Origin of the sequence: Candidatus Poriferisocius sp. (genome assembly GCF_965219815.1) — a bacterium.
Lineage (GTDB): Bacteria > Actinomycetota > Acidimicrobiia > Acidimicrobiales > Bin134 > Poriferisocius.
Genome location: NZ_OZ244791.1, coordinates 667,845 through 683,247 on the forward strand (window position 1 = coordinate 667,845; position 15,403 = coordinate 683,247).

Genomic DNA, 15,403 nt, shown 5'->3' on the forward strand with positions numbered 1-15,403 from the left:
ATCGCTGTTTTGAGTTTCTGCTTGATCAGCTAATCGATTCCCTATTGGCCCTCGGCGACTAGGAACCCAGCTGCCTCCGCCTCAGTTGGGGCCAATACCTTTTCAGCGCCCAGCAACTCGACCAGTCCTTGGAGAAGGTCCTCTGCGATAGAGGGCTCAGAGTCGATCAGGTTCGTGGTCTCGTCAGGATCTTCAAGCAGGTTGTAGAGCTCGTGAGGGTCATCAGGAGAGTGGACGTTGTGTATGTACTTCCACTGGTCGGTGCGGATCGTTCGATGCTGGTGCTCGGTACAGGTAGTGGCATCCCGGACTTGAGCCTCGGGTTGCTCGAAGATCGGGCGAAGTGAGCGGCCGTCGATTCCCGCTATCTCAGTGCTGGTGTAGTCGAGAATCGTGGCCGTCACGTCAACGAGCTCGGTCAGCGCATTGCTGACCCCTGGGGAGATTCCGGGTCCGGCCGCGATCATCGGAATCCGCATCGACGGTTCGTAGCCGTAGTGCTTCTGGAAGAGGCGGTGATCGCCCAGCATCTCGCCGTGGTCAGCAGTGAACATCACGATGGTGTTGTCGGTCTGGCCGATCGCGTCCAACGTGGCCAGGATTTCGCCGATTTGGATGTCGATGGCGGCCATTTCTGCGGTGTACTGGCGGCGGGCCTTCATCAACTCATCCGGGGGGAGAGCAGACTGTGACTGGCCGAATCTCTTGGTCCGGGGTGTACCTTCGTCGAGCACGGGTTCAGGGACATCGGCGTCGCGAAATTGCTCTCCGAACTCCCTCGGCGGGTCAAACGGGTCGTGAGGCCCGCAGAAGCTGACATAGAGGTGCCAGGGAAATCCAATAGGCACTTCTTCGAGCCATTCACACGCCTTTCGGCCGATCCAGTTGTCCATCCATGCCTCGGTTGGCAGCACGGAGTCTCGGTACCACAGATCGGACAGCGATTTCTCGCCCCCGAACCCCGCGCGGCCGGCAAATATCTCCTGGACGCGGGCGGTGTAATCATCTCGAAAGCCCTCCCAGATACCTTGTTCTTGAAGCCACATGTTGTAAGGGCCAGAGGGTGCGTTGGCGTGAGGGAGGCCGGCGATTATCTTGCCCAGCGTCTCAATGGGATGGGTGAACCCCCAGCGGTATGCCTTGGGGCGATCGCCGCGGGAACCGTGTTGAAAATCTCCTTTGTCGAGGTCGAGCTTGCCGACTACACCGACCTGGTAGCCGGCATCGCGAAGCTGCTGGTAATACGTCGGCAGGGCGAGGTCGAGTACGTCATTGTTGGATTCCACCCCGATTGACAGCGGAGTCCTCCCGGTAGCCAGCCCGATCCGCGCCGGTACGCATACCGACGAATTGGTGACGTGGCCGGTGATCCTGGTACCGCGCCCCGCCAACGCGTCGAGGTGAGGGGTCACAACCCCAGGTGTGCCGTGGCACCCAAGCCAATCCCAACGATGTTGATCTGTCGTGATCAGCAACACATTGGGTGCTGCGCCGTTTCCATCTTGGTCAGCCATTGGCAGGACCTCCCTTTTCAGGCCGACGAGCCGACTAGGTGCTCGCTCAGTTTCCAGAGAGCGGTTTCAGTGGGCGGGTTGTAGATGTGGGGGGCGTAGCCGATTTCGCCCGTTCCCGGCTCGGCCACGTTGCAGTCGGCCAGATACTTGCCGTTGTGGTCGGTTAGTTCGGGAGCGGTAGCCGCCCATACCTGGGTGGCGGCGCCTGACTCCAGGGTCTTGTATTGGAGGCCTTGGCCTGAGGACGAACTGGCTTTGGCCCGGTCTCTCATGCCCTCGATCATCTCCTTGGTCATGTGGCGGCCCAGCTTGGTGGGGATCGCGCCGGGATGGACCGACAGCGAGAGCAATTCACCATCGAAGCGCCGAGCCAACTCGGCGGCGAAATGGATGTTGGCGGTCTTCGACCGGCCATAGGCCACCCAGGGGTCGTAGGGGGTGTGCTCAAAGTTGGGGTCGTCGAGGTCGACATCGGAGATGCGGTGCCCACCGGACGACAGGGTGACCACCCGGGGATTGTCAGCCTGGTGCAGCAGCGGCATCAGCCGGGCCGTTAAAGCGAAGTGACCCAGGTGGTTGGTGCCGAACTGCATCTCGAAGCCGTCGGAGGTTTGGCCGAATGGGCAGCACATCACCCCCGCGTTGTTCATCAGCACGTCGATGCGGTCGAACTGGTCGGCTGCTTCGGCGGCGAAGCTCTCCACGCTGGACAGATCAGAGAGGTCCAATTGGTGCGTCGACAGGTTGGCATCGGGTACCGATGAGCGAATGCGGTCGGCGGCCTCGAGATTGGCCTCGGGATTCCGAGCCAGCATGGCCACCCGGGCCCCGCGAGCGGCCAGCACTCGGGCTGACTCCTCACCGAGCCCGCTGGTTGTGCCAGTGATCATGAAGACCTGGCCCGACAGGTCAAGCCCGTCAACGACCTCTTCGGCGGTGGACTCTCGCTTGAATGAACTCATCGGCAACTTCTCTCCTTGGTGGCTGCTCAGTTGTCTAGCAACTTCAGCTGGTGCTTGAGCCATCGAGTCAGCCACATGTTCTCGGACTGCTCGAGCAAGCGCTGGTGGACTTGGCGGGACAATTTTCGGGCATCGGCATGATCGGGGCTATGGCCGAGAACGATGTCGAGCAAGTGGAGTGCTTCTTCGGGGTGGTCGGCCGCCAGTTTCTGGCCGGCTCGATCAACTATCTGGTCGGGGCCGGCTAGCTCCACCAAGTCGGCGTCCACCGACCGGGGGCCGATGTCGTAAAGCTCCGTGGTGGATTCGGCGTGGAACCAGCCGCTGTAGTGCTCCCAGATTGAGCGCACCCCCCACGACACCTTGCCGTAGCCCTCTCCCAGCTCCAGTTCCGGGGGCAGTGAGATCTCCCGCATGAGCGTGCGGACGTCTTTGCCCTGGTTCATCCCCTTCACGGTTTCGTCGTGTACGTAGAGAGTTCCATCGCGAAAGGCGGTCAGCTCGGCTTCGATTACGTCCTGGCCGACAACCGGAGCGTGATGCCCGTAGAGGATCATCGCCGGTGCGAGGTCGAGCACCGTCTGAGCCGCCTGGGCGCAAACCAGGGCGTCGCGGTAGCGATCGCCCCGAATGGTGGACAGATTGGGGAAGTGACCGAAGGGGCAGCCGAACAGGTTGCCGGTGAGGCAGATGCGGTGTTGCGGGAGCCAGACGATCAGCGAATCGTTGGTCTCCGCGCCGGGGCATCCGATGAGCACGACGTCCAGCCCGCCCACGTTGAGTTCCAGCCGGTCGTCGAACAGCACATCGGGAGTGGGGGCATCTTGCGGGTTGAAATCGGTGTATCCGTGATCGCGGTATTCGCGGTTTATGGCCGCGAACTCGTCATCAAAGGCGAACCCAGCCCGTCGGGCCCGAAACCAGGCCAGGCGATTCTCGTAGCTCTGATGCTCGAGGTTCCCGCTTTGGGCAATCACCTGGAGGCCGGGGTAGAGCTCTCGGAAGAAGGCCGTCCCCCCGACGTGGTCCACATGCCCCTGGGTGAAAATTAGATGTCCGATGGGGGCATCGGAGTGCGATGAGAGGTTGCGATGGTGGACTGGTGCCTCCATCCCCATGCCCGAGTTGACCAGCACGCTGGCTCCCGCGGTTTCCAGGAGATAGACGTTGGAGAATCCCTCCGACATCACCACGAAGTCGTTGATCCGCTCACAGCGGCCGAATCTTGCCGGGGTGGGATCCACCGGGCGGGATCGGTAAATCGGTGTGCGCATCTGGAAATCCATTCTCTGATGTTGACTCACGTCGATCATCCCATTTCCTCCTCGAGGTCTTCGATGCTGCGGGGCCAGTCGTCTTTGAGGAGGCGGGACAGGGAGCGGTCGGCCAGGATGCGGCCGTCGGTCTGGCACTGGGGGCAGTAGTTGACCTCGTTGTCGGCATAGACGATCCGCTGGACGGCAACCCCGCATACCGGACAGGGTTGGCCGTACTTGCCGTGGACGGCCATGTCGTCGTGGAAGGCGGTGACCTTGTCGGGGAAGCCGTCGCCCACTGCTTGGCGGTGGCGCTCAGTCCAGTCGACCAGCGTGGTTCGGGTGGCCTCATAGAGCCGGGCAACCTCCTCGTTGTCGAGGTTGCCGGTGCGCTGCACCGGGGACAGTCCAGCGTGGAACAAGAGCTCGTCGCTGTAAGCGTTGCCGATACCGCTGAACACAGTGGGATCGCAAAGGGCCCGCTTCAGAGTGCGGTTGCGGCCCGTCAGGGCGTCACGAAACTCGGCCTCGTCCACTTCCAGTGGTTCCACCCCGCCTCGGTCGTGCTGTTCGACCAGCGCGTCGGCGCCCCGGACCAGCCACAGCGACGCCTTCTTGCGCTTGCTGGCCTCGGTGAGCACCAGGGTGCCGTGGTCGAAGTCGAAGGCGGCCAGACCAATCTTCCCCGGCGGCTTGGCCCCCACCTCATCCCGCCACCGCAACCGCCCCGCCACCATCAAGTGGATCACCAAGAACAATTCATCAGCCCCGCCCAGTTCCAGCACCAGCCGCTTGCCCATCCGCCTAGTGCCGACCACCATTCGCCCCTCAGCCGCACTGATCGGAGGGTCAAACGTCTGAAGCAGGCTGACGCCGACTACTCGAATCCTGCGCAGTTCTCGGCCCACCACATGTCGGTCCAGCGCCTCCAGATAAACCACAACATCAGGTAGCTCAGGCATGTCAGCGCGTCCGGCCTGCGGCGGTCACGAAGTAAGGCTAGGACAAGGGCACGATTTCCAAGTCGGTATGGCGGGCCATGGCATCGAAGTCGCTGTCGGCATGGAGAACCGGAACCCCAGATTGAATAGCCACCGCGGCGATCAAGCAGTCCAACAACTTGCGGATGGTCTCTCCCCTCCTGCGACATGACCGATAGACCGAAGCGGCGTGGTCGTAGTGCGCTGGATAGGTGGGGAGAATTGCGGCTCGGGCCAAGAGGCGTCGGAGTCTGCGCTCGTGGATGTCATCACGAGCACCGGCCAGGACTTCCAATCTCACCGCGTCGGTGATGGCCAACTCGGCCTTCTCGGCCAGTAGGTCGTCAAGCCTTATGCAGGCACTGCTCCCTGTGTCTCTCAAGTATTCCACCCACACCGAGGAGTCGACCAGAATCACCAGACTTCTGTGGTCCGCATTTCGTCAAGGTCGCCCTCCCATCCGGCTCCCCGCATTTGAAGAGCTTCTTCCACCGTGAATGGTTTGACGACCAGCTGGTTCAGGGCAAAGTTGACGGCTTCCCGCTTGGTCCGCAGCTGGTAGCGCCGCATGACCTCAGCGCAAGCCTCCTCGTCGATATCGATATTCGTCCGGGCCATGAATGGAGCATACACCTCCAATACACCAAATTGAGCCTCAATTCCCATGGGCTCAATAGGGCAGGGCGATGAGGGTGCCTTCGGTGAAGTGGGTGATGGCGGCGGGGTAGATACCGAACAGGAGGGTGGCCGCCGCGGTGAGACCGAGGGCAGCGACAAGGGAGGGGGGCACCCGCAGGGACGAGGTGTCGGCCTCTTCGGGGACGTCCTCGAACCACATCATGCGGGCCACTTTGGCGTAGTAGAACAGCGCGATCACCGAGTTCACTGCGGCGATGGCGGCCAGGGAATAGCCCCAGCCGGTGTCGGCTTCCACCACGGCCCGGAACACGGCGAACTTGGCGAACCAGCCGCCCAGCGGGGGAATCCCGGCCAGGGAGAACAGGAAGATGGTCATGAGAATGGTCATGCCCGGGGCGTACTTGAACAGCCCGGCGTACGAGCTAATGCTGCCGGAGGCGGTGCGGCGGGCCACGGCGATGATCACCGCGAAGGCGCCCAGGTTCATGGCCGCGTAGATCAGCACGTAGATGATCACTGCGGAGAGGGCGTCGCCGCCGATGTCGCCAGCCACCGCCAGGGGGGCCAGCATGAACCCGGCCTGCGACACCCCGGAATAGGCCATGAGGCGCACGATGTTCTCCTGGCGCAGGGCGATGAGGTTGCCGGCGGTCATCGAGCCCACGGCCAGGATCCACAGCAGCGGTTGGTAGACATCGTCCCGCCCGGGGAAGCCGGCGTGTACCAACTGCATGAGGGCCACGAAACCGGCCGCCTTGGAGGCCACGGCCAAGAAGGCGGTCACCGGGGTGGGGGCGCCCTCGTAGGTGTCGGGCGCCCAGGTGTGGAACGGGAAGCCCGACACCTTGAAGGCGAATCCGACGATCACGAAGATGATGCCCAGGATGACCACCGGGTTGGCGTCGCCGCCCGACACCGCGTCGGAGATGGCCGACAGGCGGGTGTCGCCGGCCAGCCCGAACAGCAGCGACATGCCGTAGAGCATGATGGCCGAGGCGAACACTCCCATCAGGTAGTACTTGAGTCCGGCCTCGTTGCTCCTGGGGTCGGCCTTGCGCCACGCGGCCATCAGGTAGGCGGGAATCGACAGCAGTTCCAGGGCCACGAAGATGGTCACCAAATCGCGAGCCGAGGCCATCAACACCATGCCCATCACCGATGCCAAAAGAAGGCCGTAGTACTCGTTCTCCCAGTAGTCGCCCTCGGCGATGTAATTGGTGGACAACAGCACCACGATGTAGGCCACCACGATGAACATGGCCTTCAGGATGAGGGCGAAGTCGTCCACCACGAAGGCTCCGCCGAACATCTCCCGGGTGGTGCCGTCGGCGGCCAGGGTCACGATCGGAATCAACGCCACCAGCAGCCCGATGCCGGCAAGCGCCGAGGTGTAGGCCCGTCCCCGCTCCAACAGCACAATGTCGAGCAGGGTGACCACCGCGCCAACCCCCAGCAGGGTGAGCTCGGGCGCGACGGCGTGCCAATCGATGTCGGGTCGGACGAAGCCGACGATCGAAGGCAGGGACGAGAGCATCAGATCTGGCTACTTTCCGGCTGCCGCGTCGAAGCAAGCTCCGCTGGTGGCGGAGTCCAGACAGTCGCTAAGTGATTTGATCACTGCGGGATCGGTGGCCCCGAACAGCAGGTGGGGGTACACGCCCAGCACCAGGATCAGGATGAGCAGAGGGGCCCAAGCCATGTACTCCGAAATAGTGGCGTCATGCACATGGGGGTCGTTGGCAAATTCCTCACGAGGATTGCCGAAGGCGGTCTTCTGGAGCATCCACAGCAGATAGCCAGCGGCCAGCACCGTGCCCAGCGCAGCGATGACCATGTACGACCGGAAGGTCTCCTCAGACAGCACGGCAGCGGGATTGTAGGAGGCCAAGATGGCGGGGAACTCGCCCCAGAATCCGGCCAGGCCGGGCAGTCCCAGCGAGGCCATGGCGCAGAACCCGAGGATCCAGCCCATGCGGGGGGCCTGCACCAGCAAGCCGCCCAGCCGGGACATGTCCAGGGTGTGGTAGCGCTCCTTCACTGATCCGGCCAAGAAGAAGAGCATCCCGGTGATGAGCCCGTGGGCCACCATTCCGAACACCGCGGCGTTGATGCCGAAGTCGGTGAGGGTGGCGATGCCCAGCATCACGAAGCCCATGTGGGCCACCGACGAGAACGCCACCAGCCGTTTCAAGTCCCGCTGGGCCAAACAGCCCAATGCGCCGTAGATGATCCCGATCACCGCCAGCAGCCCGATGAACGGGGCCCACTCGGCGGCGGCCTCGGGCAGGATGGGGATGGCGATGCGGACGAATCCGTAGGTGCCCAGCTTTAACAGCACCGCGGCCAGGATCACTGACCCCACTGTGGGGGCCTCGGTGTGGGCATCCGGCAGCCAGGTGTGGAACGGGAACATGGGCACCTTGATGCCGAATCCCAGGAACATGCCGCCGAATACCCAGACTTGCGACGACTTGGCGATGCCGGCGGCCGCCTCGGGCAGCAGCCGCATGTCGAAGGTACCGGCATCGGCCAAGAAGTACAGGGCCAAGAAGCTCACCAGCATCAGCGCTGAGCCGAACAGGGTGAATAAGAAGAACTTGATGGCGGCGTAGCGCCGGTTCTCGCCGCCCCACACCCCGATCATGAAGTACATGGGCAAAAGCACCACTTCGAAGAACACGAAGAACAGGATCAGGTCTTGGGCCGCAAAAGTGCCGATCATCCCGGTTTCCAGGATGAGCAGCAGGATCAAGAACGCTTTGGGGTTGTGCGGTTCGGGGAAGTGGTTCCAGGAGTAGATCACGCACAAGGGCACGATCAGCATGGTGAGCAGCATCAGCGGCAGGGAGATGCCGTCGACGCCCATGATGTAGCGGGAGTCGATGACGTCTATCCAGCCCTTGTCCACCACGAAGTTGAGGGCGCCGAAGTTGTCGTTGTCGATGAACTGGATCAACAGCAGCAAGCCGAAGACGGCCACCGCCAAGGTGGTGGCCAAGGCGATCAGCTTGTGAAGCTGCTCTCGGTCCTTGGGGATGAGCAGCATGACGGCCGCGCCGATGATCGGCAGGAACGTCGGGATACTCAGCCCCCAGTCGTTGAGAAATTCACCCATATGTATGTGCGCTCCCTAGATGACGATGATGAAGATGCCGGCCAGGATGGTGGCGGCGGCGAACATGATGGCGGCGTACTGCTGCACCTTGCCGGTTTGGATGCGGCGCAGCTCCTCCCCCGAGCTGTCGGAGATCTTCCCGGTGGCGTTGACGATTCCGTCCACCACCAGCTGGTCAACCTTGTGGTAGACGATTTCGCCGGCCTGCACTGAGCGGGTGCCGGCCTCATTAACCACCCGGTCGATCACGTTCTGGTTGGTCCAATAGGCCGCCTTGGCCAATGGTCCTTTGACGAAGCCGACAATCACGGTGGTGTACAGCCAGTCGAGGTAGTACTTGTTGACAAGGATTCGATGGCCGAGACGGGCCACTGCCGATCTCGAAGTGGGGCCATCGGGCAGTTCGGTGGCGACGGGGCTCACCGCCCGAACCCGGACGAAGTAGTAATAGTAGGCGGCGCCGATGCCGATCAGGGCCACGATCACCGACACGATGGCCAGCGTCCACGACGGGGTGGCGTGCTTGATGGCCGGGAAGTAGCTCACGCCGACGGGCTCCACCCAATGGAGGAACTTCTCCTCCCATGACGCGGGAACGAGCTGGAAGCCGGCCGGGAAGTTGATGAAACCGGCCACAATGGCCAACCCGCCCAAGATCCACAGCGGGACGGTGATCCGGGGGCCAGACTCATGGGGGGTGCCGTGGCCCCGGAACTCGCCGAAGAAGGTGAGGTACACCACCCGGGTCATGTAGGCCCCGGTGAGCGCCGCGGTGATCATGCCCATGGCCAGCATCACGGTGTAGGCCCCGTTGCCCCCGGTGCCGCCGAACAGGCCCCAGCCGCCGGTGCCCACCAGAATCTCGTCCTTCGACCAGAATCCCGACAGTATGGGCAACCCGGCCAGCGCCACCGTGCCGATCATGAACGTGCGGTAGGTGTGGGGCATGGCCTTGCGCAGGCCGCCCATGTCCTTCTTCATGTCGAAGGAGTGCACGGCGTGGCTGACCGAGCCCGAGCCCAGGAACAGGCAGGCCTTGAAGAAGGCGTGGGTGAACAGGTGGAACAGGGCCGCGGTCCATGCCCCCACGCCCAGGGCCAGCACCATGTAACCCAGCTGGGAGACGGTGGAATAGGCCAGCACTCGCTTGATGTCGTTTTGAACGAAGGCCAGGGTGGCGCCCACCAGGGTGGTCAAGCCGCCGATGAGGGCCAGCGTGTTGATGCTGGAACCGCCGATGGAGAAGCCCTCGAAGAACACCCCGTAGAGCCGGGCCACCATGAAGATGCCGGCCACCACCATGGTGGCGGCGTGGATGAGGGCCGACACCGGGGTGGGCCCGGCCATGGCGTCGGGCAGCCAGGTGTGGAGGAAGAACTGCCCCGACTTGGAGATGACCGCGGCGGTGAGGCAGAGAGCAGCGGCCAGCGTGACCGTGTGGCTCATGCTGCCGGTGATGGCGGCCTCGTTCACTCCGATCACACTGAAGGTGCCCGCGCCGAAGAACAGAATCGACACCCCGATGATGAGGCCCATGTCGCCCACTCGGTTGGTGAAGAAGGCCTTGAGGGCGGCGTCGGAGTTGTCCTTCTCCTCCCACCAATGGCCGATCAGAACGAACGAGCACACCCCGACCAGCTCCCAGCCCACCAGCATCTGGAGGGTGGTGGAGGCGGTGACGAAGAAGAGCATCGACGCGGTGAACAAGCTCAGGAAGGCGAAGAAGTGGGTGTAGCGGCGGTCGCCGGCCACATAGTCGGTGGAGTAGATGTGCACCAGCAGCGACACCACGGTGACCACGAAGATCATCATCACTGCCAGGCCGTCGATCATGATGCCCGCGCCGATGGCTTGGCCATCGTTGGTGAGCCAGGTGATCGACTGGGTGAGCGCGCCGCCCGCGCCGCCCTCCACCTCGCTGATCCACTGGATGGCGGTGAGCAGGCTGAAGACGAAGGAGGCGCCCACGGCGGCGATGCCGATCTCAGAGCCCCCTCGGGGGAAACGCTTGCCGAACAGCAGGATCAGCAGGAACGAGACGGCGGGGAATAGCCAGATGAGCCAGGCATTCTCCAGGAACCAGCCGGAGGCGGCGACGGCCTTGCCCGCAGTTTCAGCGGCGGCGATGTTCGCGCTCAGCACCAGACCATCACCCCTTCATCAGATCGACTTGGTCCAAGTCGATGGATCGACGGTTCCGGTACAACAGCAGCACGATGGCCAGGCCGATTCCCACCTCGGCGGCGGCCACGGTGATCACGAACAGGGCGAAGATCTGGCCCTGGACCGTGTCGTGGAACGCCCCGAAGGCCACCAGGTTGATGTTCACCGCGTTCAAGATGAGTTCGATGGACATGAGCACCAGCACGCCGTTGCGGCGGGCCAGCACGCCGTAAACCCCGATGCAGAACAACACCGCGCCCAAAAGGAGCATCTCGTTCAAATACATCAGCCGCCCTCCTCTCGGCGGGCGATCACGATGGCACCGATGAGGGCGGCCAACAACAGCACCGATACCGCTTCGAAGGGCACGATGTACTGGGAGAACAGCTCGTCGGACACCTGCGCGGTGGTCTGCGGGGTTTGGCCGCCGGGCAGGTTGGCGTCCAGCTTCACATCTTCGAAGCGATCCACCAGCGCGCCGATCATCACCGCCAACAGGAGAAGGGCAGTGAGTATGGCGGGGAACTTTCGCTTGTGGTCGGTCTCCTCGTCCTGGTCGAAGTCGGTCCGGGTGAGCATGATCCCGAACAAGAACAGCACGATCACCGCACCGATGTAGATGAGCACCTGGGTGATGCCGGTGAACTCGGCCCCCACCAGCAAGAACAGGGCGGCTACTCCGGCCAGCACGATCACCAGGTACAGGGCGGCGTGGACGATGTCGCGGGTGGTCACCACCCGCAGGGCGGAGGCCACCATCACCGCGGCGATAATCCCGAAGGCGACGTGCTCGGCAATCACCGGGGAACCTTCAACACCTTCTGCTCGGATCCGGGCTCATAGGGCTCAAAGTCGGGAACGGTGTCCATCCACTCGCTGAGGCGCTCCTTGTCGTGGAGCAAGTCGGCGATGCGGGGCTCGGAGTACTCGTACTCGGGGCTCCAGAACAGCGCCTCGAACGGGCATACCTCCACGCAGATGCCGCAATACATGCACAGGGCGTAGTCGATGTCGAAGCGGTCGAGCGCGTTCTTCTGGCGGGGCTTCCCCCCCTCCCGGCGCGGCGGCGCCAGGTACTTGTGACCCTCGATGTAGATGCACCAGTCGGGACACTCGCGGGCGCACAGCATGCAGGCGGTGCAGTTCTCCTCGTGGAGGGCGATCACCCCTCGGGCCCGGTCGGCGGGCATCTCCTTGACGTGGGGGTACTGCACGGTGTGGGAGTGCTTGGAGGGGGCGGGCACCACCGGGGGGCCGTCGCCGAACAGGGTTCGGAACATGGTGCGGGCGGTGACCTTCAGCCCCGTGATCATTCCTGGTACCAGTGCCATGGCAAGCTCCTACAAAACGACCTTGAAAATACCGGTGATAACGATGTTCACCAGTGACAACGGGATGAGGAACTTCCAGGCGAGGCGCTGAAGCTGGTCCTCTCGCAGCCGCGGATAGGTGAAACGGAACCAAAAAATCAGCGCGGCCACAGCCAGAACCTTCACCAGCATGATGACCGGTCCGGCGATGTTGAACCCCCAGTGGGTGAGGTCGCCCCACGGTAGGGCCCAGCCGCCCAGGAACAGAACTGCGGCCAGCGCAGCAAAGGCAAAAGCGGTGCCGAACTCGCCCATGAAGAAGAACAGGAATCGGAAGCCGGTGTACTCCACTTGGTAGCCGCCCACGATCTCCGACTCGGCCACCGGCATGTCGAACGGCGGCTGGGTAGTTTCGGCCTGTACCGCCACCAGGAAGATGAAGAAGCCCACGAACTGGGTGAGGATGAACGGGTTACCGATGCCGCCCCAGCCGAAGATCTCCCCGTTGGCCTGGGCAGTGACGATCTTTTGCAGATCCAAGGTGCCGGCCTGGATAACCACGCCCATCACTGCCAGTACCAGCGGAAGCTCGTAGGCGATGAGCTGGCCGGCGGCCCGCAAGCCTCCCATCAGGGCGTACTTGTTGGCCGAGGCCCAGCCCGCCATCAAGATGCCCACCACCGACAGCGACGACACTGCCAGTGCGTAGAAGATGCCCACATCTAGTTGGGCCACCACTGCGTCGGGGCCGGTGGGGATCACCACGTAGATCAAGAAGGTGGAGACCAGCACCACCAGCGGGGCCAGCGCGAACACCGTCCGGTCGGCCTTGGCTGGGATGATGTCCTCTTTCTGGATGAACTTCAGCCCGTCGGCCAACAGTTGCAGGGTGCCGTAGGGGCCGGCCTCCATGGGACCCAGCCGGCTCTGCATGAAGCTCATCATCTTCAGCAGGAACACATAGCCCAGCACCAGGGCGGCAGTGGGTACCACTAAGGCGACAACGCCCACTTTGATGATGGCCGACGCCCAGTAGGGCACCTCCACGGCCAGCAGGCCCGACATAACCGTTGCCGCCGTCACCGGTCGATGTCTCCCAGGATGAAATACAAGCTGGCCAGAATCGTGATGATGTTGCTGGGAGTCTTCATCGGTCGATGTCTCCCAGGATGAAGTACAGGCTGGCCAAAATCGTGATTATGTCGGGCACGTAGACGCCCTTGAGCAGCCACGGGGTGATGGAGATGTTGGAGAAGCTGGCCGAGCGGATCTTGACCCGGAACGGCACCAAGTCACCCTTGCTCACCACGTAGTAGCCCATCTCTCCCAGCGGGTTCTCGGTGGCGGCATAGGCCTCACCGGCGGGCACCTTGATGATGCGGGGCACCTTGGCCATGATCGGGCCCGAGGGCAGCCCGTCCAAGAGCTGATCCACGATGTGGGTGGCCTCTCGGGTCTCCTGGAGCCTCACCCAGTAGCGGGCGAAGGAGTCGCCGTCGGGGTGGGTCCATACCTTCCAGTCCACCTGGTCGTAGGCCAGGGCCTCGTGGCCGTCGCGGCGCAGGTCCCAATCCACCCCGCTGGCCCGGATATTGGCGCCCGAGAGCCCGTAGGACAGCCCGACCTCGGCGGGCACGATGCCGATGCCCCGGCTGCGGGCCTGGAAGATCTCATTGCCCAGCACCAGCTCCTCGAACTCGTCGCAGAAGTCGCGCATCTTCTCCATGGCTTGCTTGGTGTCGTCGATCCAGCCCTGGGGAAGGTCGTCTTTGAGGCCGCCGATGCGGTCGAAGTTGGGATGGAAGCGCCCGCCGGTGGCCGCTTCGATCTGGTTCAGCACGAACTCGCGGTCTCGGAAGGCCATGAACACCGGGGTGAGGGCCCCGAGCTGCACTGCCATGTCGCCCAGGAACAGGGTGATGTTGGCGATCCGGCTCAACTCGAACAGCACGGTGCGAATCCACTGAGCCCGGGGCGGCGCCTCCACCTCCATGAGCTTTTCGGCGGCCAGGATGAACGGCACCTCGTTGGCGAAGCTGCCCAGCCAGTCGATGCGGTTGATGAGCGTGGTGACCTGGGGATAGGTGCGTACCTCGGCCAGTTTCTCGTAGCCCCGGTGCATGTAGCCCATGATGGGCTCGGCCTCCACTACCTGTTCGCCGTCGAGGCGGGCTACCAGCCGCAGCGTGCCGTGAGTGGCCGGATGCTGGGGGCCGATGTTGAGGGTCATGCCCTCGGTCTCGATCTCCACGTTCAGCCGGGCGTCGGCGGCCTGGGTGGCCACGTAGGCGAGTTGCTGGCGCTGGTCGGCGCTTACCGCGGTCATGGGCCTTCCTCGCCGGGGAACAGCTCCACGTCCACAATGCCGGGCCATGGCTTTACCCGGCGGGCCAGCAGCGGGAAGTCCTTGCGGAGAGGGTTCCCCTCGAAAGCGCCGGGGAGGTAGATGTTGCGAAGATCGGGGTGGCCGTTGAAATGGATCCCGAACATCTCCCAGGCCTCGCGCTCATGCCAGTTGGCCCCGGGGAAAGCGCTGATCAGGGTGTCGATGCTCAGATCGTCGTCGGGAAGGTCGGCCTTTATGGTGATGCCCATGTGCTCGGAGATGGAATAGAGGCGCATCACCATTTGGAACCGGGTCTCGCCACCGGCATGGCCCTGCTCCATAGGATCGGCTGCCTTGGGCTCGGGGTTGTCTTCCTGGGCATCCATGTCCCGCCCGTAGGGGGAGGGCAGCCAGTCGATGGCCGACAGCCAGTCGAAGAATTGGCAATCAAGCTGGTCGCGGGCGGCGGTAGCCGCATCGGTCCACGATTCGCGGTTCACTCGCACCCACAAGTCGCTGCCCGGAATGATGTGGTGCTCGGCGAAACCGTCGCCCAGCGCTTCGGCCAGCTGGGCAGCCCAAGCCTCCCGGCGCTCGTCGGACTGCGGCCCGGTTTCGGCGGCGTCGTTCTCGACTTCAGTCGACGACAATTGGGTCACCTCGCCACCGCACGGCCGGATCTTCGTTGCCGATGCGCTCTTGGAGCAGCACGATGCCCTCCAGCAGGGCCTCGGGTCGGGGTGGACAGCCGGGCACGTACACGTCTACCGGAATGATCTGATCGACGCCCTTGGTCACCGAATAGGAGTCCCAGTAGGGGCCTCCGCAGTTGGCGCAGGATCCCATCGAGATGACGTACTTCGGGTCGGGCATCTGCTGGTAGAGACGGAGGATGGACGGCACCATCTTGTCGGTGACCGTTCCCGAGATCACCACCAAGTCGGCCTGTCGGGGGCTGGCGGGAAACGGGATCACGCCGAGGCGCATGACGTCGTAGCGGGGGGAGCCGATCACCGCGCCCATCTCGATGGCGCAGCAGGCCAGGCCCCACTGGTACATCCAGATGGAGTACTTCCGGCCGAGGTTGAGCAACTTGGTCAGGGGTTTTGGAGCTTTGCCGCTGGCAACCAGTCCCACT

16 protein-coding genes are annotated in these 15,403 nt (G+C 63.3%); all 16 read right to left on the reverse strand.

Going from position 1 to position 15,403, the window contains the following annotated elements; translation table 11 throughout:
- Positions 1-41 precede the first annotated feature (41 nt).
- Positions 42-1,514: a sulfatase gene (locus ACOQPI_RS03315; RefSeq protein WP_420618277.1), complete on the reverse strand. Its 1,473-nt coding sequence runs from the start codon at positions 1,512-1,514 to the stop codon at positions 42-44.
- 17 nt (positions 1,515-1,531) lie between these two features.
- A complete protein-coding gene (locus ACOQPI_RS03320) occupies positions 1,532-2,476 on the reverse strand; it encodes an SDR family NAD(P)-dependent oxidoreductase (RefSeq protein WP_420618278.1) in 945 nt (314 codons plus the stop codon).
- A 26-nt stretch (positions 2,477-2,502) separates the two neighbouring features.
- Positions 2,503-3,762, reverse strand: coding sequence for an alkyl sulfatase dimerization domain-containing protein (locus ACOQPI_RS03325; protein ID WP_420618279.1), 1,260 nt, complete (start codon positions 3,760-3,762; stop codon positions 2,503-2,505).
- Between the two features lie 23 nt (positions 3,763-3,785).
- A complete protein-coding gene (locus ACOQPI_RS03330) occupies positions 3,786-4,694 on the reverse strand; it encodes an Fpg/Nei family DNA glycosylase (RefSeq protein WP_420618280.1) in 909 nt (302 codons plus the stop codon).
- A gap of 37 nt (positions 4,695-4,731) precedes the next feature.
- Complete coding sequence (vapC, locus tag ACOQPI_RS03335; protein WP_420618281.1) at positions 4,732-5,130, reverse strand: type II toxin-antitoxin system VapC family toxin; 399 nt, start codon at positions 5,128-5,130, stop codon at positions 4,732-4,734.
- Positions 5,127-5,330, reverse strand: coding sequence for a type II toxin-antitoxin system VapB family antitoxin (locus tag ACOQPI_RS03340; protein ID WP_420618282.1), 204 nt, complete (start codon positions 5,328-5,330; stop codon positions 5,127-5,129). Before ACOQPI_RS03340 ends, vapC begins: the two co-directional genes overlap by 4 nt.
- A gap of 52 nt (positions 5,331-5,382) precedes the next feature.
- Positions 5,383-6,885, reverse strand: a complete 1,503-nt coding sequence (locus tag ACOQPI_RS03345; protein WP_420618283.1) for an NADH-quinone oxidoreductase subunit N — start codon at positions 6,883-6,885, stop codon at positions 5,383-5,385.
- A 9-nt stretch (positions 6,886-6,894) separates the two neighbouring features.
- A complete protein-coding gene (locus tag ACOQPI_RS03350; protein ID WP_420618284.1) occupies positions 6,895-8,466 on the reverse strand; it encodes a complex I subunit 4 family protein in 1,572 nt (523 codons plus the stop codon).
- A gap of 15 nt (positions 8,467-8,481) precedes the next feature.
- Positions 8,482-10,608, reverse strand: coding sequence for an NADH-quinone oxidoreductase subunit L (gene nuoL / locus ACOQPI_RS03355; RefSeq protein WP_420618285.1), 2,127 nt, complete (start codon positions 10,606-10,608; stop codon positions 8,482-8,484).
- A 7-nt stretch (positions 10,609-10,615) separates the two neighbouring features.
- The gene (gene nuoK / locus ACOQPI_RS03360) at positions 10,616-10,915 is read right to left on the reverse strand and encodes an NADH-quinone oxidoreductase subunit NuoK (RefSeq protein WP_420618286.1); all 300 of its coding nucleotides are present in this window, start codon (positions 10,913-10,915) and stop codon (positions 10,616-10,618) included.
- On the reverse strand, positions 10,915-11,430 hold the full coding sequence (locus ACOQPI_RS03365) for an NADH-quinone oxidoreductase subunit J (RefSeq protein ID WP_420618287.1): 516 nt from the start codon (positions 11,428-11,430) through the stop codon (positions 10,915-10,917). Before ACOQPI_RS03365 ends, nuoK begins: the two co-directional genes overlap by 1 nt.
- On the reverse strand, positions 11,427-11,960 hold the full coding sequence (locus ACOQPI_RS03370; protein ID WP_420618288.1) for a NuoI/complex I 23 kDa subunit family protein: 534 nt from the start codon (positions 11,958-11,960) through the stop codon (positions 11,427-11,429). The genes ACOQPI_RS03365 and ACOQPI_RS03370 overlap by 4 nt, the downstream gene beginning before the upstream one ends.
- Positions 11,961-11,969: 9 nt before the next feature.
- Positions 11,970-12,980 (reverse strand): NADH-quinone oxidoreductase subunit NuoH, encoded by a 1,011-nt coding sequence (gene nuoH / locus ACOQPI_RS03375; RefSeq protein ID WP_420620979.1) that lies wholly within the window; start codon positions 12,978-12,980, stop codon positions 11,970-11,972.
- Positions 12,981-13,086: 106 nt separating this feature from the next.
- Entirely contained in the window at positions 13,087-14,265 is a 1,179-nt protein-coding gene (locus tag ACOQPI_RS03380; protein ID WP_420618289.1) for an NADH-quinone oxidoreductase subunit D, read from the reverse strand.
- Positions 14,262-14,924 carry an NADH-quinone oxidoreductase subunit C gene (locus ACOQPI_RS03385; RefSeq protein ID WP_420618290.1) on the reverse strand — a complete coding sequence of 221 codons (663 nt, stop codon included), beginning with the start codon at positions 14,922-14,924 and terminating at the stop codon, positions 14,262-14,264. Before ACOQPI_RS03385 ends, ACOQPI_RS03380 begins: the two co-directional genes overlap by 4 nt.
- Complete coding sequence (locus ACOQPI_RS03390) at positions 14,902-15,402, reverse strand: NADH-quinone oxidoreductase subunit B (RefSeq protein WP_420618291.1); 501 nt, start codon at positions 15,400-15,402, stop codon at positions 14,902-14,904. Before ACOQPI_RS03390 ends, ACOQPI_RS03385 begins: the two co-directional genes overlap by 23 nt.
- Position 15,403: the final 1 nt, after the last annotated feature.